Annotated in this window: 14 protein-coding genes and 6 pseudogenes; 6 read left to right on the top strand and 14 right to left on the bottom strand. The window is 59.2% G+C overall.

The features are described 5' to 3' along the window. Positions 1-269: 269 nt before the first annotated feature. The 4 genes and pseudogenes from FE851_RS19740 to FE851_RS27350 form a co-directional block, all read right to left on the bottom strand. Entirely contained in the window at positions 270-1,787 is a 1,518-nt protein-coding gene (locus tag FE851_RS19740) for a recombinase family protein (RefSeq protein ID WP_145206299.1), read from the bottom strand. Between the two features lie 417 nt (positions 1,788-2,204). Continuing rightward, positions 2,205-2,255: pseudogene (locus tag FE851_RS27360) on the bottom strand (hypothetical protein); the annotation flags it as partial. Beyond that, positions 2,242-2,421: pseudogene (locus FE851_RS27355) on the bottom strand (helix-turn-helix domain-containing protein); the annotation flags it as partial. The pseudogenes FE851_RS27355 and FE851_RS27360, both read right to left, overlap by 14 nt. Before the next feature lie 247 nt (positions 2,422-2,668). Further along, a complete protein-coding gene (locus tag FE851_RS27350; protein ID WP_186378934.1) occupies positions 2,669-3,004 on the bottom strand; it encodes a DUF5372 family protein in 336 nt (111 codons plus the stop codon). A gap of 17 nt (positions 3,005-3,021) precedes the next feature. Between FE851_RS27350 and tnpB the strand changes: the two genes are divergently transcribed. Beyond that, complete coding sequence (gene tnpB, locus FE851_RS19730; RefSeq protein ID WP_145206293.1) at positions 3,022-3,195, top strand: IS66 family insertion sequence element accessory protein TnpB; 174 nt, start codon at positions 3,022-3,024, stop codon at positions 3,193-3,195. 110 nt (positions 3,196-3,305) lie between these two features. On the opposite strand, the gene istB is transcribed toward tnpB, so the two are convergent. After that, positions 3,306-4,055, bottom strand: a complete 750-nt coding sequence (istB, locus tag FE851_RS19725; RefSeq protein WP_409994517.1) for an IS21-like element helper ATPase IstB — start codon at positions 4,053-4,055, stop codon at positions 3,306-3,308. A gap of 42 nt (positions 4,056-4,097) precedes the next feature. Further along, positions 4,098-5,651, bottom strand: coding sequence for an IS21 family transposase (gene istA / locus FE851_RS19720; RefSeq protein WP_145206287.1), 1,554 nt, complete (start codon positions 5,649-5,651; stop codon positions 4,098-4,100). 236 nt (positions 5,652-5,887) lie between these two features. Here istA and FE851_RS19715 point away from each other — a divergent pair. The 4 genes and pseudogenes from FE851_RS19715 to FE851_RS19700 form a co-directional block, all read left to right on the top strand. Next, positions 5,888-6,463: pseudogene (locus FE851_RS19715) on the top strand (IS66 family transposase zinc-finger binding domain-containing protein); the annotation flags it as partial. Between the two features lie 337 nt (positions 6,464-6,800). Beyond that, a pseudogene (gene ltrA / locus FE851_RS19710) lies at positions 6,801-7,628 on the top strand (group II intron reverse transcriptase/maturase); the annotation flags it as partial. Positions 7,629-7,689: 61 nt separating this feature from the next. Next, positions 7,690-8,358: pseudogene (locus FE851_RS19705) on the top strand (tyrosine-type recombinase/integrase); the annotation flags it as partial. Next, positions 8,355-9,359, top strand: coding sequence for a tyrosine-type recombinase/integrase (locus tag FE851_RS19700; protein ID WP_145206281.1), 1,005 nt, complete (start codon positions 8,355-8,357; stop codon positions 9,357-9,359). The pseudogene FE851_RS19705 and the gene FE851_RS19700, both read left to right, overlap by 4 nt. Before the next feature lie 111 nt (positions 9,360-9,470). On the opposite strand, the pseudogene FE851_RS19695 reads toward FE851_RS19700, so the two are convergent. Beyond that, a pseudogene (locus tag FE851_RS19695) lies at positions 9,471-9,725 on the bottom strand (IS110 family transposase); the annotation flags it as partial. A gap of 511 nt (positions 9,726-10,236) precedes the next feature. Then, entirely contained in the window at positions 10,237-11,262 is a 1,026-nt protein-coding gene (locus FE851_RS19690) for an IS110 family transposase (RefSeq protein WP_145205433.1), read from the bottom strand. Positions 11,263-11,773: 511 nt separating this feature from the next. On the opposite strand from FE851_RS19690, the gene FE851_RS19685 reads away from it, so the two are divergent. Further along, positions 11,774-12,670 (top strand): tyrosine-type recombinase/integrase, encoded by an 897-nt coding sequence (locus FE851_RS19685; RefSeq protein ID WP_145206278.1) that lies wholly within the window; start codon positions 11,774-11,776, stop codon positions 12,668-12,670. Here FE851_RS19685 and FE851_RS19680 read toward each other — a convergent pair. From FE851_RS19680 to FE851_RS19655, 6 genes are all read right to left on the bottom strand, one after another. Further along, positions 12,565-13,116, bottom strand: coding sequence for a nuclear transport factor 2 family protein (locus FE851_RS19680; RefSeq protein WP_145206275.1), 552 nt, complete (start codon positions 13,114-13,116; stop codon positions 12,565-12,567). The two genes, FE851_RS19685 and FE851_RS19680, sit on opposite strands and share 106 nt — an antisense overlap. Positions 13,117-13,169: 53 nt before the next feature. Continuing rightward, positions 13,170-13,481: an EthD family reductase gene (locus FE851_RS19675; RefSeq protein ID WP_145206272.1), complete on the bottom strand. Its 312-nt coding sequence runs from the start codon at positions 13,479-13,481 to the stop codon at positions 13,170-13,172. Between the two features lie 304 nt (positions 13,482-13,785). Continuing rightward, positions 13,786-16,170, bottom strand: a complete 2,385-nt coding sequence (locus tag FE851_RS19670; protein ID WP_186378933.1) for a membrane-bound PQQ-dependent dehydrogenase, glucose/quinate/shikimate family — start codon at positions 16,168-16,170, stop codon at positions 13,786-13,788. A 67-nt stretch (positions 16,171-16,237) separates the two neighbouring features. Next, entirely contained in the window at positions 16,238-17,044 is an 807-nt protein-coding gene (locus tag FE851_RS19665; protein WP_261371136.1) for an SDR family NAD(P)-dependent oxidoreductase, read from the bottom strand. Positions 17,045-17,225: 181 nt separating this feature from the next. Next, on the bottom strand, positions 17,226-18,092 hold the full coding sequence (locus tag FE851_RS19660) for a fumarylacetoacetate hydrolase family protein (protein WP_145206264.1): 867 nt from the start codon (positions 18,090-18,092) through the stop codon (positions 17,226-17,228). 54 nt (positions 18,093-18,146) lie between these two features. After that, complete coding sequence (locus tag FE851_RS19655; RefSeq protein WP_145206261.1) at positions 18,147-19,265, bottom strand: acetamidase/formamidase family protein; 1,119 nt, start codon at positions 19,263-19,265, stop codon at positions 18,147-18,149. Positions 19,266-19,271 lie beyond the last annotated feature (6 nt).

Raw genomic sequence — 19,271 nt, 5'->3', positions numbered from 1 at the left:
TAAGAGACAGGTTCTGGGCTACGTGCGGGGTGACCTCCATCTCGCGCAGCGCCTGTCTCTTATACACATCTAGATGTGTATAAGAGACAGGTTCTGGGCTACGTGCGGGGTGACCTCCATCTCGCGCAGCGCCTGTCTCTTATACACATCTAGATGTGTATAAGAGACAGGTTCTGGGCTACGTGCGGGGTGACCTCCATCTCGCGCAGCGCCTGTCTCTTATACACATCTAGATGTGTATAAGAGACAGCCTCTACGGGATCCTGGAATCAGCAATGCCACATCAAGGCAAGCGCCTTTTTCCGCAGCCTGTTAAAGTCGGTCGTCATAGCGATCAACCGATCACGAACTGCCTCATTCACCGTCAGCCGGTCGTCGTTTAGAGCACGGGCTCTTTCTTCCTGCACGTCAGCCAGGCTGCGCAGCTTATCATTCCATTCTCGCTCAAGGGTGTCGGCAACGAGGCGGTTGGTCGGATCGACCAGCATAAAGCGCCGTTGAGCAAGGTCAGCATCGATCTGAGCGCGCTGAACAGCGCGAAGCCGGAGTTGATCCGTTTCGTCATGGTGCGCTTCGATCTCTTTCCTGATCTCCAACGCCAACTCCACAGCGGCGGGTGTCATTTCGGCGGCGATCAAGTCACCGATTGCTTCGTCGACGGGCCAACCTGCGATTGACTGGCAGTGAGGCTCACCGTGAGAGGCGTAAGCGCGGCAGCAGATATACCAGCTATCCACCTGTCCACGTCGGTCGGCGTAGCGGGCTCGCATATGGCTGCCGCAGCGTCCGCATATCACGCGCCCTTGTAACAAGGCTGCGCCTTCGCGAGGCGGCGAGGCGCGCACTATATCGTAACTTCGGCCATTGACCTCGAGTACCTTGAGATTGTGCTGATATTGGTCCCAGCTGATGTAGCCAGGATGAGCATCCGGGATGCAGGCAAGCCATTCCTTAGGGTCACGTTTGCGAAGCTGCTTCTTTCCATCAATGGTCCGGTGGTAAAGACGCTGGCCATAGGCATAGACGCCCGCGTAGCGGGGATTGTGCAACGTGCGCATGGCAGTCGACGCGGTCAGCGGTTGGAAGACAACCTGCTTGCCGTTGCGTTGTCGGGACGGGAAGAGGAGCCCTTCCTGAGCGAACGCCTTGATGGTCTGCGTAGCCGACCCGACACGGGCGAACGTTTCGAAGAAGTGGGAGACCACCTCACGGATTTGGGCGTCCGGGTCGAGGACCACGTCGCCAACCTCATTATAGATGAGCCCGGTCGGCAGAGGACATCGATATTCACCGCGGCGCGCCTTATTCAATATACCGCCACGCAATCGCGCTTTTATGACATGCAACTCGGCTTCGCTCATCGTTCCTTTGAGCCCGAGAAGCAGACGATCATTGAAGTTGGAGGGGTCGTACACGCCATCCTCGTCAAGGATGAGTGTGTCGGCCAAAGCGCAGATTTCCAGCAGGCGGTGCCAGTCCGCATTATTTCTCGCGAGACGGGATACTTCCAGACCCATGACGATCCCCGCGCGGCCCATACCGACATCGGACACGAGTTTCTGGAACCCTTCACGCCATGATGCTGAGGCACCTGATTCGCCTTGGTCACTGTCGATGACGATGATCTGGTCGTCACGCCATCCCAGCCCGATCGCGCGCCCGCGAAGGTCGTACTGGCGCTTGGTACTCTCGACATTCTCCATGACCTGCCGCATCGATGACTGCCGGATATAGAGATAAGCCCCGCGATCGAGGTGATGCGGTTGGACCTTAAGCTTCTCGTTCATGCCGTTCTCCTCCGTTCAGGGGCTGCCATCACCATGGCAGCAAGCAGGTGGATGACTGTGCGTCGTTCGGAAGTTTCAACTGGTATCGATATTCTAGCCGGTGACGTGGCGGCGGATGGACCGTCGCGGGGTGCCTGCAATATCGCGCGAACCCAGGCCCACATGCCACGGTGCAAAAGGATGGTGAGGCCGCTGCGCGCCTCTGGGGGAAGCGCGGCGCCAAGTGCGGCCGCGCGCAATATTTCGTATCGCTCCGTGGCGCGTGACTGCATCGCAGAATGCAGTTGCGCACCCGTGCTGGTCACACAGTTTTTTTTACACCGAGCGCGCGCTCGATCGTTCTGGGATGGACATCGAGGCCGAACCTTGTCCGGATATGGTCCGTCAGTTCGCGTGCCCGGATGGGATCGCCTGGGGTCACCTGCGCCTTGAGGAACGCCAGCACTTCGCCTTGAAGTTTGTGCGGACCGCGCGGTCCGCGCTTCCCCGGCACCAAGCCGGCTAGGCCCGCGTCTTCGAAGCCTGCCTTGGCCTGATAGAAGGTCGGTCGGGAGACCCCATATTCGTCCGACGCCTCGGTCACGGACAGTTTGTCGACGGATACGCGCCGCAGCATCTCGTATTTTACTTGCACGACGTCGCGCGGATCGAAGAAGCCGTCCTCCTGGAATTTCGGATCGCCCACTTTCTCGGGCGCGGGGTTGAGCGTGCCATCTGCGGCTAAAACACTCGCCTTCGATTGGTTTTGCTTGCCCGTGTTCGGCACCTGCAGCCTCCAACGTCAACTTAAGATTTGTAAGATACAATATGCCGCATAAGGCTAAGTCGTCAAGTTGAATGACGCCGACGATTCGCGGTAGAGCGATAGATATGCCTTCCATTTAGCGTAACCCCCAGGGACATTGCGGCGTATTTCCCTTTACAGATGCGGCGTAATTACCCTTACGCCGCTTCCCCCTGACAGTACCCCGCTCAGACACGAGGCATGCCACGTGCTCACTGAGTTCCAGCAAATCCGCAAGGCTACATAGAGCGTGCCCGACCCCTTCGATAATCTCAGGATCAGGCGCTATCGCATCCGTCCATTGCGGCGGAACGGAGCAAATCCGACCATCGGCAAAGCGCAACAACCACCGCTTGCCAGATCGATTGCCGCGCCTCGCAACGCATTCCCCCTTCTGTCCGCAGTACGGATGGAAGGGGTGGGTTACGGTCACAAACTCCAACGGGGCCGATGAACCGCCTGTATTTCCAACTGAGTTACAAGATCCTGGAGCGAGGCCGTTTTCCCTGGCCCTCGGCGGCTGACGGAACGGCGCGGCTGACCTCGGCCCAACTCGCGATGCTGTGGGAAGGGATCGACTGGAGACGCCCGAGCTGGGGCGCACCGCCGGCTCTGGCAGGGTAACTTTCCGTCTGCGTATTTCGCAAAAGTCGGACAGCTGCTTCGCTAAATCCCGGACAAGCGCTTCAGTAAATCCGGGACAGCTGGTGTAGGCAGTGGATGCCTGGTTGCTGTCAGGGTTGAGTGATTTCGATATTTGCTTCCTGGGTCAAGCCATGCGGAGCTTTTTGTCGCCGCATGCTGTCTCCTTTCAGCGTGATGCGATGGGCATTGTGGACGATGCGGTCGAGGATAGCATCGGCGATCGTGGGCTCGCCGATCATTTCGTGCCAGGCCGCCACGGGGAGCTGGGCGGTGATGAGCGTGGATCTGCGGCGATACCGTTCCTCGAAGATTTCGAGCAGATCAAGGCGTTGCTGATCGTTGAGACTATGGGTACTCCAGTCGTCCAGAATGAGCAGCTGAACGCGGGCAAGCTTGTCGACGACGCGTGGGAAGCGACCGTCGAGGCGCGCGAGTGCAAGATCCTCGAACAGGCGCGGCATGCGCAGATATAAGACGGAGTGATCCTGGCGCGCCGCCTGTCGCCCGAACGCACATCCCAGCCACGTTTTTCCCGTGCCGGTTTGGCCGGTGATAATGAGATTCTCATTTGCCTTGAGCCAGGCACCCTGTGCGAGCGAGAGGATATTGCGGCGATCCAGTCCGCGATGCGCCGCGAAGTCGATATTTTCGACACAGGCGTCGACAAAGCGCAGTTTCGCGCTGGCAAGACGATTAGTCAGCCGTCGATCGGCGCGGGTGGCGATCTCGCGGTCCAGCATGAGCCCGAGCCATTCGTCTCGGGTCAGATCGCCAGCGGTGTCTTGCTCGGCAATGTCGCGCCACGCGGCCGCCATGCCCGCTAGCCCCAGGCTATGCATTTGATCAAGGGTAGGATGCGTCAGCACAAGATCGTCCTTTCATTATTGATAATAGGACCCGCCACGGATGTTGCCGTGCGCCGGTGTTGGTTTGAGCGGCCCCGCTGTCGGCTGGATCTTGTCGAGCCCGGCTTTGAGGATGGCGTTGAGGGATGAGTAGGTAACGGCGCCGATCACCAGCGCTCGATCGCAGGCGGCTTCAAGCCGATCGCGCTCGTAGCGCCGGGCCAGCGAGAGGACGCCCATGGCGGAGCGATAGCCCTGCTCGGGATGTGGCTTGTCGATCATCAGCCTTTCCACGAACGTCGCTGTGTTAGGACCGGTTTTCCTGGCGCGCTCGATCAGGCTCGCTGGCGATATATTCGCATAGCGCTGATGCGCCTTGGGCATGTGCTCATTCACGGTAACGTGCCCACGGCGCTGCGATGTCCGCATATGGCTGGCGACCCGCGCATGATCGTAGAAGATCTCGACCACTCGATGCGTCAGGCGGATATCGACCTGCCGGCCGATCAGTCCGTGCGGCACGGAGTAAAAGGTCTTGTCGACCTCGACATGATAATCAGGATGGACCTTGGCGCGTTTCCACTCGGCATATTCGAACACCGACGTAGGTAACGCCGCCAATGCCGTCCGTTCGATCTCGTCAAAGATTGCGCGACGGGATTTGCCGACATGGCGCATGGGCCGATCATTGAGATCAACCAGCAAGTCCGCGATCGCGGCATTGAGATCCGCCAGACTGAAGAAGCGCCGATTGCGCAGCCGCGCCAGGATCCAGCGCTCCACGATCAACACTGCGCCCTCGACCTTTCCTTTGTCGCGCGGCCGCCGGCTCCGGGTAGGCAGGATCGTCGTATCGTAATGCTCGGCCATCGCCGCAAAGGTCGCGCTGAGCGTGGGCTCGAACCATAGCGCTTTGGCAACGCCCGCTTTCAGATTGTCGCACACGATCGCGCGCGGAACGCCGCCAACAAAGGCCAATGCCCGGCACTGCGCGTCGATCCAGTCCGGCAACTGCTGGCTCAAGCTGGCCATTGCGAAGGTGAAGGATGAAGCACCCAGCACCGCTACGAAGATCTGTGCCTGGGTGATGACGCCCGTCACAGGATCGATCAGCGGCACAGTCTGCCCGGCATAATCGGTTTGCAGGACGGTGCCCGCCTCATACCGATTGCGAAAGCTGACATGGGTCCGCCGCTGGAAGGACAGGAACCGATCGCAAAACCAGGTATAGCCATAGCCATTGGGATGGGCAGCCCGATATTCTTGCCACAGCAAAACCAGCGTCACGCCCTTGCGCTTGATCTCCCGCGCAACCACTGGCCAGTCCGGCTCGCCCAGATCCTGAGGAGGGCGGCCGACACGGCGGAACACCAGCCGTTCGATCGCTGCGTCGTCGTCGTAGCCGGCCGGCAACGGCCAGCCTGTCAGCCCAGCCTCGCGCGCCCGCAGTAAATAGGTCGACACCGTCGTCTTGCTAAGCTTCAGCCGCTCTGACACGGCCCGTACCGACAAACCCTGATCGTAGGTCAGCCGGAGGATCGATCGCATGTCCTTCACGTCGGTTCGTCTCGTCTGCTTCCGCCTTGGCATCACCCCTCCCATCGCAACGATGAAGAGCAACAATGCCAGAGCGGCGCATCACAAAACCTAACCTTGATCCTGTCCCAAACCCTGTCCGGGATTTAGCGGAATCACTGTCCCGTATTTACTGAAATGCCTGTCCGCGATTTAGTGAAATAACTGTCCGGAATTTTCCGAAACACGCATCCGTCTGGGAGAACGGCTGTTTTGCTAGGCTTTTCGACGGTTTTCCCGTAGAAGGAGCCATGCTGAACGCAGCGCCCGATCTTCCTGAAGACCCGGCTCTCCTCAAGGCGATGGTCGCCCGGTTGCAGGCCGAGAACACGAAGCTGACGACGACGCTGCGCGCCCATGACCTGGTCGTCCAGGCCCTTCGTTTGCAGATCGCCAAGCTCAGGAAGCAGGCTTTCGGCAAATCCTCCGAGAAGATCGAACGCGAGATCGAGCAGCTCGAGCTTGCACTCGAAGACGTGCTCGTCACCGTCGCCCAACAGGGCCTGACGACGAGCGATCAGAAGGAGCCGGACGTGCAAGGCACGGCCACTTCTGCCGACATCAGCTCCGCATCGCGATCGTCGCGCCGGCCGCGCGTCTCGGCGGATACGCCGCGCGAGCGCCGCGAGCTCGACCCGGGCAGCACGTGCCCGGATTGCGGCGGTGAGCTGCGTCTCGTGGGCGAAGACGTGAGCGAGATCCTCGAGATGATCACGGCAAAGCTCAAAGTCATCGAAGTCGCACGCCCGAAGAAGTCCTGCCGTTGCTGTGAGAAGATGGTCCAGGCGCCGGCTCCGAGCCGACCGATCCCCGGCAGCATGGCGGGAGGAATGGACTTGTAACGGTTTTGCGCCGGTCACCTGACGGAACCGGGAGATCTCCGAACTGCCCTCACCAGCCGGGTGCAGGGGCTCATGGGGAAGGCCGAGGGCCAAAGCCGATGAGTGGATCGGAGAAGTCGGACCTGCTGATAGTACCGGTGAAGCCGGCGAACAAAGCGGCGCACGCCGTGGCGGAGTTGGTGGAGGGAAGCGGCGGGGTCGGCGGAAATGTGAGACGGCAAAGCAGGGTCCGGACTCTGAGCCGGGAAGCCTTGTCACAGGCGCAGTCTCGCATACGAGGAGCTGTAAACAGGAACAGGAAGGTGAAGCTGACAGCGCACTCATGCACCACATCGACGTCGACGTGCTCCGCGCCGCGTTCTTCTCGCTTGCGAGAGAAGCGGCCCCGGGCATCGATGGCGTGACGTGGGAAGCGTACGCAGAGGAGCTCGAAGATAAACTCATCGGCCTTCACAAGCGTCTGCACGCAGGAGCGTATCGAGCGTTGCCCTCCCGTCGACGGTACATACCGAAGGCAGATGGCAAACAACGGCCGCTCGGCATCGCCGCTATGGAAGACAAGATCGTCCAAGCAGCGGTGAAAGCCATCCTCACGCCAATCTATGAGGCGGAGTTCCTGGGCTTCAGCTACGGGTTCCGGCCCGGGCGCTCACAGCATGATGCGCTGGATGCGCTTGCGTACGGGATCAAAGGACGGAATGTCAGGTGGGTCCTCGATGCCGATATTAGCCGGTTCTTCGATACGGTCAGCCACGAGTGGCTAATCCGATTTATCGAGCACCGGATCGGCGACAAACGGATCGTTCGTCTCATTCAGAAATGGTTGAAGGCGGGCGCGCTGGAGGACGGTCGTAAAATCGAAGCGAAGGAGGGGACCCCGCAAGGGGCGGTGATTTCACCGCTGCTCGCGAACATCTATCTTCACTACGCCTACGACCTCTGGGTCAACGCATGGCGAAAAAGGCACGCGAGCGGCGATGTGATCGTTGTGCGCTATGCCGATGACACCATCGTTGGTTTCCAGCATAACCAGGATGCAACGCGCTTCAGGAAAGATCTCGAAAAGCGGCTCGCCGAGTTTGGGCTGAGCTTACACCCGGAGAAAACGCGGCTGATAGAGTTCGGCAAGTTTGTTGCCGAACGTCGAAAAGCTCGCGGTCAACGGAGGCCAGAAACGTTCGACTTCCTTGGCTTCAGTGGGCAAGCAGTGGCGCAAGCCCCATATTTACTCTCCTGGCGACGTTCGGCGAATGCTCGACGTTGCCCGTTCGTATCCCTCGCCGCGCGCAACACTTCGTCCGTTGAGCATCTACACCATGCTGTTGCTGGCCTACTGTTCGGGTCTGCGGCGGGGAGAACTGGCCAGGCTCGATCTTGGTGACGTTAATCCCGGTGACGGCACCATCACGGTTCGGCAGACCAAGTTCTTCAAGACCCGAATCCTGCCACTCCCTGATAGTGTGATGACCGAGCTGCGGGCCTACATCACTGCACGGCGTCGGGCTGGCGCATCGCAGGATCCGCACTCCGCCCTGTTCTGGCACGCCCACGGCAGGTCCCGCTACACGCCCGAAATGGTCACCTGGGTGCTTACGGACGTCATACGCCGCGCCGGGTTAAAGCCGCTGCAAGGGCAACTCGGGCCTCGCGTACATGATCTGCGGCACTCGATGGTCGTGAACCGGATCCTTGAATGGTATCGTCTGGGGATCAACCCGCAGGATCGATTGCCGTTTCTCGCGACCTACCTGGGACACCGGGATATCAACTCCACCTTGGTCTACATCACCGTCACGCAGGATCTGCTGCATCTCGCGAACGAACGGTTCAGGGTTATGGGCGCTCCATGCCTCAATCTTGAACGGGAGGTGCGGTCATGAGCAGGACCAATCCATTCCCGGAACTGATGCGCGCATTCTTCTACGAATGGCTCGTTGAGCAGCGCAATGCGTCGGTCAACACGGTCCGTTCCTACCGCGACACCTGGCGGCTCTTCCTCCGGTTCGTCGCTGATCGCGCGAAAAAGAAGGTTGCGATGATCTCGCTGGTCGATCTGACTGCCGCGCAGGTCACGGCGTTCCTGAGGCACGCTGAACACGAGCGCGGCGGTACGATCGGTACCCGCAACTGCCGGCTTGCTGCAATCCGCGGCTTCTTCAACTTCGTGGCTACCAAGGATCCCGCATCGATCGCGCAATGCGTCGAAATCCTCAACATCCCGATCAAGCGGGCGCCGGTATCGGAACCCTGCTATCTGGATCCGCCGGAAGTGGCGGCGATCCTTGCCCAGCCAGATCAATCGACCCTCGAAGGCATGCGCGACCATGCGTCGCTCTCGTTCCTCTACAACAGCGGCGCGCGAATACAGGAAGCGCTCGACATGTGCCCCGAGGCCATCCGGTTCGAAAGCCCAGGTTGCGTGCGGCTCCTTGGCAAGGGCCGCAAGGAGCGCGTCTGTCCGCTCTGGCCGGAAACCGTGATGTTGTTGAAGAAGCTGCTTGAGCGGCAACCGCGGGCACCAGACCAGCGGCTGTTCGTCAACCGTTACGGAGAACCGCTCAGCGCCTCGGGCGTCCGGTTCAAGCTTGCCGCCTATGTGAAGGCGGCGGCTGAAACCATGCCGTCGCTGCAAACAAAGCACGTAACGCCTCACAGCTTCCGCCACGCGACCGCCGTCCACCTTGTGTCGGCGGGCGTGGACATCACGGTCATCCGCAGTTGGCTTGGACATGTGAGCCTCGACACCACCAATCACTATGCGAAGGCCAATCTGGAAACGAAGCGAAAGGCATTGGAACAGGTCGCCGTGCCGGCGGCGACGGGGCGCTCATCATCCTGGAAACGTGATCCGAGCCTGCTCGCCTGGCTCGACCGCCTCTGAAATAATGCGAAGGAATCGTGAGCAGGAACGCTGACAATCAGCCGATCAGCGCACGTTCCTTCGCATTTTGAGAACCTGATGATTAGTAAAGTAATGCTCACCTATCCATTACTTCACGAACGGCTTCACATATGCCGGCGGGATCAGGCGAACATCATGGCCCAGCAGCGCGATCTCCCGCCCCCAGAAATGCGAACCTCCGCAAGCTTCCATGGCTACCGTACATGGTGGAAGCGCGCTGAAAAATGGCAGCACCTGATCCCGGCTCAACTTCTTGCGAAGAATCGCCTGACCCACCCCGTCAGCGCCATGAACCTGAAACACGCGCTTCGCCAAATCGAGCCCGATCGTAACAATCTCCGACATCACCGCTCTCCTTCATCAATCGTTGAAGGCCCACCTTCGCATATTACGAACGTCGGGGGGCGGTTACATCATCAAAACCCATCCGATTCAACAATTTTCTCTCCAACACCCGTAAGCGATTCAAATACTTATGGGTCGTATAATCGCGGCCCCGTCAAGGACGATTTCGTACAGCTGTCTTTGATCTACGATTGCGGCATCGCAGATGGCATAGTGTGAGCGAGGTTGTCAGCGGCTTCAGTTTCGGTCGCGCCGGTACTACCGTTTGTCGGGTACAGGGTCGTTTACGCGGTCGAGATATGCCCGCCGCAGGATAGGTCTTCGTGGGACGGATCTTCCAATGTAATTAACGCACTTTGCTACCAGAATAGTGGCAAGCGCAGCCCACAAAGCGGAATGATCCTGTCCGCGTCCCGACAGGGACGGATCGACGCGTCCACGGCATGGACGCAAACGATAGGGAAGTTGAGTTCAGCGCATCATAGCGGTCCTTGCTGTCATGTTGCTCATGTCAGGCCTCGGCAGGGATCGAACGGTCGAACAGCTCACCCGTTCGAAGCATGGTATGCATGATCACGGCGAGTTTGCGCGCGACCGCGACGGCGGCTCGTTTGAAGCCGATCTTCTCCTTGAGCTTCAGCCCCCAGATACGCAGCGCGCTATCCGCCGTGGTGCGCGTGAGGATCACGGTCGCCGCTTCGTACAGCAGTCCGCGCAGATGGTTGTCGCCGCGCCGGGAGATATGACCGTCGTAATCAACTTCGCCTGACTGGTAGCGCCTGGTCGTCAAGCCGACCCAGGCACCGACCGAACGCGACTTCCGGAAGTTTTCAGGGTCCTCGATTGCCGCAACGAAGGAAGAGGCGGTCACCACACCGACGCCTGGAATCGACGAAAGCAGCTGGCATTGCTCGCTCACGCGCGCGGAGGCAATAAGCTGCTTGCTCAATTCGGCAGTACGGGCGCGGATGCTTCGCCAGGCCTCGAGCACCGGCAGGATGATCTGCTCAAGCCCGGCGTTGCTCGCCAGCAAACTGCGCACATGACCCTCGAACACGCGCCCGGCGCCTTTGGGAACGACCAAGCCAAACGTCTTCATCAGACCGCGAATCTGGTTTGACAGCTGGGTCGTCATCTTGACCAGCTGATTGCGTGCTGCAACCAGCGTGCGGGTCTGCATACTATCGAAGCTCTTCACGCGCACTGCGCGGTAAAAGCCGACCTCGGCAAGATGCGCCAGGCCGTCTGCATCATTCGCATCGGTCTTGTTCCGCGCCATATCGAGCGCCGGCTTGGCATGGCGCGCATCAATGCAGATCGCGGGCAAGCCTTCCTGCTTCAGCGCGTGGTAGAACCAGACTGACAGCGGTCCGGTTTCAAACACGACACGTTCCGCGTTCGGCGCACGTTTGCGGATGATCTCCGCTATCAGCTTGGGATCAGATGGGCATGTGCCGCGCCAAATCCGCTGGCCACCTTGGCGCACCGAGATAAAACTCTCTTTTAAAGACACGTCGATGCCGATAAACTGTCCCATGGTTGTCTCCCGTTTGATGCTGGGCCCGGTGTCAATCGTGAGCCCGTTTTTCATCCTATCGGGGGGCAACCACCCTTCCAACGCAACGCTGATCGCGCCGGTGTTCCCAACCCCGCGATTACTCTATGTAATCGCAAGCTTCACACCACGGTTACAGACCGACTCTAAGCATAGCGGGGGAACCGATACTCACGCTGCAGTTCGGAATAGGATGGAATGAAAGCTGCCATTTTTAGCAACCATTCCCTCCGCGTTGGATTTGGCGTTGATAGAAAAATGGCTGTTAGTAGGTCGCAAGTAATGGTGGTTGCAGCCTCCCGCAACCAAATAAACAGGTATCAAACCGTTCTGGATCATCCCGGAGCGGTTTTTTTATGCCTCTTTTGGCGGATTCGTGCCGTTTCCTGAGATCGCAATGTCGCTCATCGGATCGCGGCAAATCCCAGGACGTCGATTTGCATTTGGGGGTATTTTCTGGGGTAATCGTCGGCGCTCAGTCGGAGATACCCCCATGCCGCTCAAGGAACTCGAGGTCCGCTACGCAACAAAGCGTTCCAAAGATTATAAGCTCGCAGATGGCCAAGGCCTTTATCTGCTGGTCCGTCCTACCGGCTCGCGCCTTTGGCGCATGAAATATCGGTTCGACGGTAAAGAGAAGCTGCTTTCGTTCGGACGCTATCCTGAGGTTAGTCTCGCACAGGCACGTCTGCGTCGCGCTGAGGCCAAGCTCGCCATTGCCAGGGGCGAAGATCCTGAACCCAGGGCGGCAGTGCCGATCGTCAGCTTTGAGGTTGCCGCACGGGCCTGGCATGCCAATCGGGTGAGCGCGCTGGAGCCGGGCCATGCAGCACGCATCCTTTCGCGTCTGGAGCGGGACGTATTTCCTGCACTGGGGCAGCGCGATCTCAAGCAAATCTCGGCCGCCGATATATTGGATATGCTCCGGGCGGTCGAGGCGCGCGGGGCGCTCGATGTAAGCCGCCGGCTGCGTCAGCATGTCAGCCAGGTCTATCTCTTCGCTATCCCGCAGGGCTGGGCCAGCCATGACCCGGCTGCCGGACTGGCGACTTTGCTACGCCCCAAGCCACGGGTGCGCCATATGCCGCGGGTCGGGGCAAGGGAATTGCCTGCGCTCGTCAGGGCGATCCACGCCTATGATGGTGACGAAAATCCCCGACGACGGGCGGTGACGCGCGATGCCCTGCTGTTCACTCTGCTGACGTGGGCGCGGACCAACGAGACCCGGCTTGCCACCTGGGAGGAATTTGAGGGGCTTGATGAACCACATCATACTGGCATTGCTCAACTACTTTCGGATAAGGCTCTAAGAGAGGGCCCTATCTCGGCGCCGAACAGGCCGCTGAGGCCAGTCAGAGCGGACGGTGCCGCCGTTTGCCAACTGGTGTAGGCGCGGCGATTGGCGATACGCCAAACGCCTTGCCGCCTTTCGAAGCGATCCGTGTAACCGCCGCCGACCAAGTAATCGTGGCTCGTTTGCTGACCGGCGTGGCTACTCGCATAGTCGCTGCCGAGAATCGGCTCCAGCCATTCGGTATCGGCGCGCAGCCGATGGTAGGCTATCAGCCGGCTTTCCACATCGGCCACGTCGCCATCGATTTTGATGACAATGTTCGTAACGCTGTGCCACGTTGACTCGAAGGCCAGTGGCGTGTTGCTGGTATTATATGCAGCAAATTCATAGGCACTACCGACGTAGAACCCATGATCATCAACCGCGTCAGGCCAATACACATCGCAAAGTAGATCATAATTGCAGGTGTCTACCGCATGACAGTATTGGTATAGGCGCATTTCTATCGCATTTTGGTCCAGAACAATCTTGCATTCATCCATTAGATAACCCGATCAATTGCGAATTTAATGCCATTTTATTGTTCGAGCTACGATCATACGACTTTCGTGTCGAACATCATCAACTTGATCTGATGAGGAGCTGCGAAATTCGGGAGGTCGTTAATGGCCGCGTGGCCTTCAGGCTCTGTTAGCGCAAACCGGATCGCCGCCACGCTATCGAACTCCATGACCGCGACGAACTCGGCAATTTGGCTGCCATCCGCATCGAGGACGGGCCCATCACTGATTTCGTAGCGACGAAGACCTGGCAAGGCCTTTGCTAACGGCAAATGCGTATCAAAATAATATTTGCGGTAGGTATCCGGGTCTTCGCCCAAACCATGGACTGCAATGAGATATGCCATTTCCAACTCCGATAGGGCCGTCCTCACACTTGAGGGCGTGTGGCGAGAGGTGCGCAATTGTCGCGCACGGATTTCGGGTCAGTTCGCAGACCAGAAACATTGATGGTCAATCCCTATAGCTTGCTATCCTAAGAAGCAAGTATCATGATTTTCTTCTTTTAAGTCGAGGGGTCGCCGCGCTCTTTCAGCGACTCGATTCGGCAAACATACCCAGTTCAGGCCCTTCAAAGCGACGAGAGGCCTTGCCCGAAATTTCGTAGCTTTCACTCCAGTCTGCGCAGTCCTGTTACGCCTGCCATTGCGGTCATCGTGGCAGTGCGAAGGCTACAAGATAGTCGCCAAGATGGCCCGGATCAAAAGGTGGGTAGCCGCCCGCCGCGACGACAACATACTGCCGACCATTCGATGCAATGTACGTCATCGGCGTCGCATTCGCGGCGGCCGGCAAGCGCGCCTGCCATAATTCCTGTCCGGTTTTCAGGTCGAGGGCGCGGAACGTCCGCTCCTGCGTCGCGCCGATAAACACAAGCCCACTTCGCGTAACAATCGACCCGCCCTGGTTCGGCGTGCCGATCGGCAACGGGACATTGGACGGGATGCCAAGCGGACCCGCATCCCGGCCAGAGCCAAGCGGCCGAGACCACAATGTCTTGCCAGTCTTCAGGTTGATCGCACTGATCACACCGAAAGGCGGCTTAATGCATGGCATCTTTAGCGGAGAGGTAAATCCCGTCCGGACGACCTGAAATGGTGTGCCTTTCGCAACGTTGACATCATTGAATTCTCCAGCGCCACCGCCAGTGATGCCCTTGGTCGCGCCGCGCGCCCATGATCGCGGGATTAGTCTGACGATGTGCGGGACGAGGTTGGCGTTGGTCAGGACGACGGATCTTTGAGGGTCAACTGTTACGCTACCCCAGTTCATTCCTCCGCCGACCCCGGGAGAAACTAGCGAGCCCGTGACGCTGGGCGGCGTATACATCCCCCCGTAGCGCAACTTTCGAAACTGGATTCGGCACCACAACTGGTCCAGAGGCGTCATTCCCCACATGTCACTTTCACGAAGGCGATCCCCGCCAAAATGAGGCATGTCGATAGAAAATGGCTGGGTCGGGGACAGCCAGTCCCCTTCGGCGGGCCCTTGCGGTACCGATTTCTCGACAACCCTTTTCAACGGACGGCCGTTGCGACGATCAAGCACGAAGATCTGGCCTGTTTTAGTCGCCTGCACCACGGCCGGTGTCACCCCGTTCGAACCGGGTATGTCGACAAGGACCGGCTGGGAGGCCACATCATAGTCCCACACATCATGATGGGTGATCTGAAAGTGCCAGCGTGCGCGGCCCGTCGCGGCATCGAGGGCAACGAGCGAACTCGCGTAGGCCTCCGAAGGAGCTGACCGGAAAGCACCCCAATGATCAGGTGTGGAATTGCCCATCGGAACATAGATCAGGCTCAGCCGAGGATCGACGCTGATCGGCGCCCAACTGTTCGGCGTCGAACGAGTGTAAGATTGGCCCGCTGGTGGCATCCCCGTCCGCTCCGGACGCCCAATATCCCAAGCCCAAGCGAGGCGGCCGGTTCTCACATCGAAGGCGCGGATGACGCCTGAGGGTTCATCGGTGCTCTGGTTATCGAGCACCAGGCCACCCACCACAATGTTTCCGCCAATGACTACAGGCGCAGACGAAACATGATAATAGCCAGGCTTCACTTCGCCCAGCCCGTCGCGCAGGTCGATTGCGCCACCACGCCCGAAATCGCCACAAGCACGCCCATTGTCGGCATCCACTGCTATCAGGCGCGCGTCGGCTGTTGGCGAAATGATGCGCCGAGCGCACCGCGCACCTTTAACCTTGGCGCCCTTCTCACTTGGGTCAACCTCCGCGTAGGCTACACCTCGGCACGCCACGAGCGGATTAAGCTTGGTCGATGCCGTCATCTCGACATGGGGGTCGTACCGCCAAAGTTCGTGGCCGCTTGCCGAATCCAACGCCATTACGGTGCCGTTGTGGCCGCACAGGTAGAGCTTGTTGTTGATCATCAACGGCGTCGCCTCGAAAGGTGCGAGGGTTCCGTTGCTTAGGGTGCCGGTCCGGTAGGTCCAAGCGACCTTGAGTTCATGAACATTACCGGCCGTAATCTGGTCCGCAGGCGAAAAGCGCGTCCCGGAAGGCGTCCCGCCGTAATTTTGCCAATCCGTACTGGCGGCAGCATCGCCAAACGCAGTCTGGACAGTCGGCAAGGGTAAAATCGCGTTGTCGCGGCTAAATGCCGCCGAACCAAACGCCAAAATGATCGCTCCCAGTCCCGCTCCGACCGTCCACGTGCCGAGTTTACGCGCTTCGGCGTTCAACTCGGCCAGCACACGAGGGACGAGCAGAAAAAGTCCTAGCGCCCCAGGTGCGACAAGACGCGCTGCCAATGACCAGCCATCTAAACCGGATTCGTACAAAGCCCACGCCACGCTCAAGATCAGAAACAGGCCGTAGACTGTCGCTGCGTGCCCATCCCGGCGCCACAACAGCAACGCTGTACCCGCTAGCGCGATCCCGCTAACGAGATAATACGAAGTTCCCCCTAGCTCTAAAAGCGCACCGCCGCCATAAAGTAGGATCAGGCTGATGCCTCCGATGAGGATGGCAAGAATGCGTGTTGCTACCGGCCGCATATGACGCGTTTCTTCCATTCCGGCACTCCGACGCTGCTTTGGAGGCGCATCACCGGCCTTGCCTGCTCTATGAATTGGATTGCAATCAGCGCAATGGCGTTTCCTCAAGCGCCATTGCGCCGCCCGAACTGAACGGAAATCCGGGGACCCCGAGTGATGCCCCACCATCTACCATCAGGTCCACGCCAGTGATGTACGAGGCGTCGTCGGACAGCAGGAAGACGGCGGATTTCGCGACCTCCCATGGCGAGCCAAGGCGCCCGAGGGGAATGGCGGCCGAAAGGTCCGGAGCATCGACGCCCAGCCAGCGCCGAAGGATTGTGGAGTATATGGTTCCGGGCAGGATCGAATTGACACGGATTTCAGGGCCCAATGTCGCCGCTGCGTTGCGCGTAAGCGCGCCAAGCGCCGCCTTGCTCGCTTCATAGGAAACGCCAGTCCCTGGGCTACGAATCTGCGAGACCGATGAAATATTGACGATCGAACCTGCACCCGCGCGACGCAGATGAGGAATCGCATGCCGGATACTGAAGAACGGGCCGCGCAGATTAATGGCGTATGCCTTGTCAAAGTCCTCGGTTAGTGTCCGCTCCAGGTCCTGCCCATCCCCAGTTCCAACATTGTTGACCAGGCCATTCAGCTTGCCGAACGCTTCGACGCTGGCCGAGATTGCCCGCTTGCAGGACGCCTCATCCGCAACCTCGCAGGCAAAAGCTATCGCTTCACCGCCCCGATTCCGGATTTCATCGGCCGTTTCTTTCGCAAGTTCGAGGTTGCGGTCGGCTACGGCGACTTGCGCGCCCTCGAGTGCGGCTTCAATTGCAATGGCTCTGCCGTTGCCGATCGGGAGGGTTTCGTCGGGAGCCGGAGGACCGTCCGCGCCGCCACCCATCACGAAGACAACCCTATTAGATAATCTACCCATGGACCCTCTATATTAGTTGCTTGTATTATGAGTAAGATAGTAACACCTTATTGCGTGCGCGGCACTTGATCGGCGTAGCGTTTCTGCTGTGCGATGGTCCCTGAATTAGGTCACCGAACACTCTATTTCGGCGCTAACTCGCGAGAACTCACGTAGAAGCAATAGGCGTCTCTACCTCGATTGGATTTGAGAGAATGCCGATACCTTCGATTTCCACGGTACAACGATCGCCCGCCTTCATCCACAACGGGGGCGTTCTGCCCATACCCACGCCGGCGGGGGTCCCACTGACGATGACATCACCCGGTTGGAGGGTCATGAAGCCGGACAGCAGGTGAACAAGTTCGGCGACATCAAACACCATGTCCGATGTGCTCGCGCTCTGTACGACCTCGTCGTTCAACCGGGTTGTGAGTTGCAGGCCCGCAGCGCCGTGCGGCAACTCCTCGGCCGTAACCAACCAGGGCCCGAAGGCGCCTGTTCCATCGAAATTCTTGCCGGCAGTCCACTGAGGGGTCAGCATCTGTATGTCACGCACCGAAGCATCGTTGAAGATGCTGTATGCAGCAACGTGACCGACGGCCTCCTTGCGTGTTATGTGGCGTCCGCCCTTACCAATGATCACCGCCATCTCACCCTCAAAGTCAAACTGATCTGAGCTAGTCGGCTTGACGAGCGGCGCCCCGTGTCCAATCAGGCTGGACGAGAAGCGGGCGAACAACGTCGGGAACACCGGCGTCTCCAGAGAGATCTCACTCGCATGATCGCGATAATTGAGACCGACGCAAATAATCTTGCGAGCGTTTGCCAGGGGTGGAAGAAAATGAACCTGCTCAGCATTCAGCAGCATGCCCTCGTTACAACGGCGCCCGACCTCTGCCAGTGCGGTTGAGTCTTCTCCAATTAAGGGATCCAGGCTGGTCATGGCGTCGTCGGCTATCCACGCCCTGATGTGCTCGCCATCGCTCGTGGCGAGGTAGCAACGAGCATTGTATTCGATCCGACCAATCCGCATTTTCTACTCCTTGAAAGCTGTGACTCGGACAACGCCGTCTGGCCTGCCCGCCAATTAATTTTGGAAGATGTTCGTCGGCACCAGCATAGAAACCTGTGCATGAGGAACGTTGACGATCGAACTGATCCTGAGTTCTCCTGCAACGCTTGCCACTATGTATGCCTGTTCGCGCGTAAGGCCGTGATCATATTCCAGCGCATCTACCATCATCGCAACAGCATTGCGTGCCGCCAGGCTGGCATCGAGAGGAGAGACATCGCCCGTTGCCCCGACCGACAGCGCCGTCGTCGCAAAATAACGAGTTTCAGAGGGTACGGTTAGCGCGGCCGCGGAAACCTCGAATGTCGGGTTGGTCTGCTTTCGGTCGCGCGCGGCGCCTTTCAGCAGGTCAAGCCGCACAACCAGCCTTGCGCCCATCTCGATCGCGGTTCCGCACGTCTCGCCATCGCCCTGGGCGAAATGGCCGTCACCTGCCGAAAACAGCGCGCCCGGTACGTCGACCGGGAAGTACGCAGTCGATCCTGCGACCAGCTGGCGAATATCCATGTTGCCCCCGACTTCGTGCGCCGCCGTGGTACGCCACCCTTCGGTAAATATAAAAGCGTCGTCGGGCTTTGCTCCATTTGCAGATGGAGGCATGATCAGGGCGCCGGCTTCGGCGGCGGCCCTCTCCCTCGCATTGACTGAACGCAATCTTTCGATGCTTGGCGCGACGCCCAATATACCCATGAAGGGCGCCCCCGGGATTCGCACTCCCGGCACCTGCTGCGAGGTCGCGCAGCCCCCAGCAATCTCCCAATGAGCCAAGATCGGGCCTGGGAACAGGTCGGGCATCAAGCCGCGTCCGGGCAACGTTGCGGTAAACCCGTATTCGGCCGGGCAGATCGAAATGACATGGACCGCCAGCAGATCTCCCGGTTCGGCCCCTTCCACATGGAAGGGGCCGGTGAGGGCGTGGACCCGACCAAACTCGACGGCATCTAGATCGGAAACCGTCATGCCACGATGGATTTGACCGTCCGAAGCATCCCGGGTGACGATTTCAAGTTCATCGCCTGGAGCCACGCGCAGAATTGGCGCAATATGAGGATGCCACCGATTGTGGACACATTTCGGTCCACACACGGAAGCTTCGGGCCTATGATCAAGTTCGATAAGATGGCGCACGGTCATAGCTGC

Origin of the sequence: Sphingobium sp. B2 (genome assembly GCF_007693735.1) — a bacterium.
In the GTDB taxonomy this organism is placed as follows: Bacteria; Pseudomonadota; Alphaproteobacteria; order Sphingomonadales; family Sphingomonadaceae; genus Sphingobium; species Sphingobium xenophagum.
This window is presented reverse-complemented; position numbering and strand designations above follow the sequence as displayed.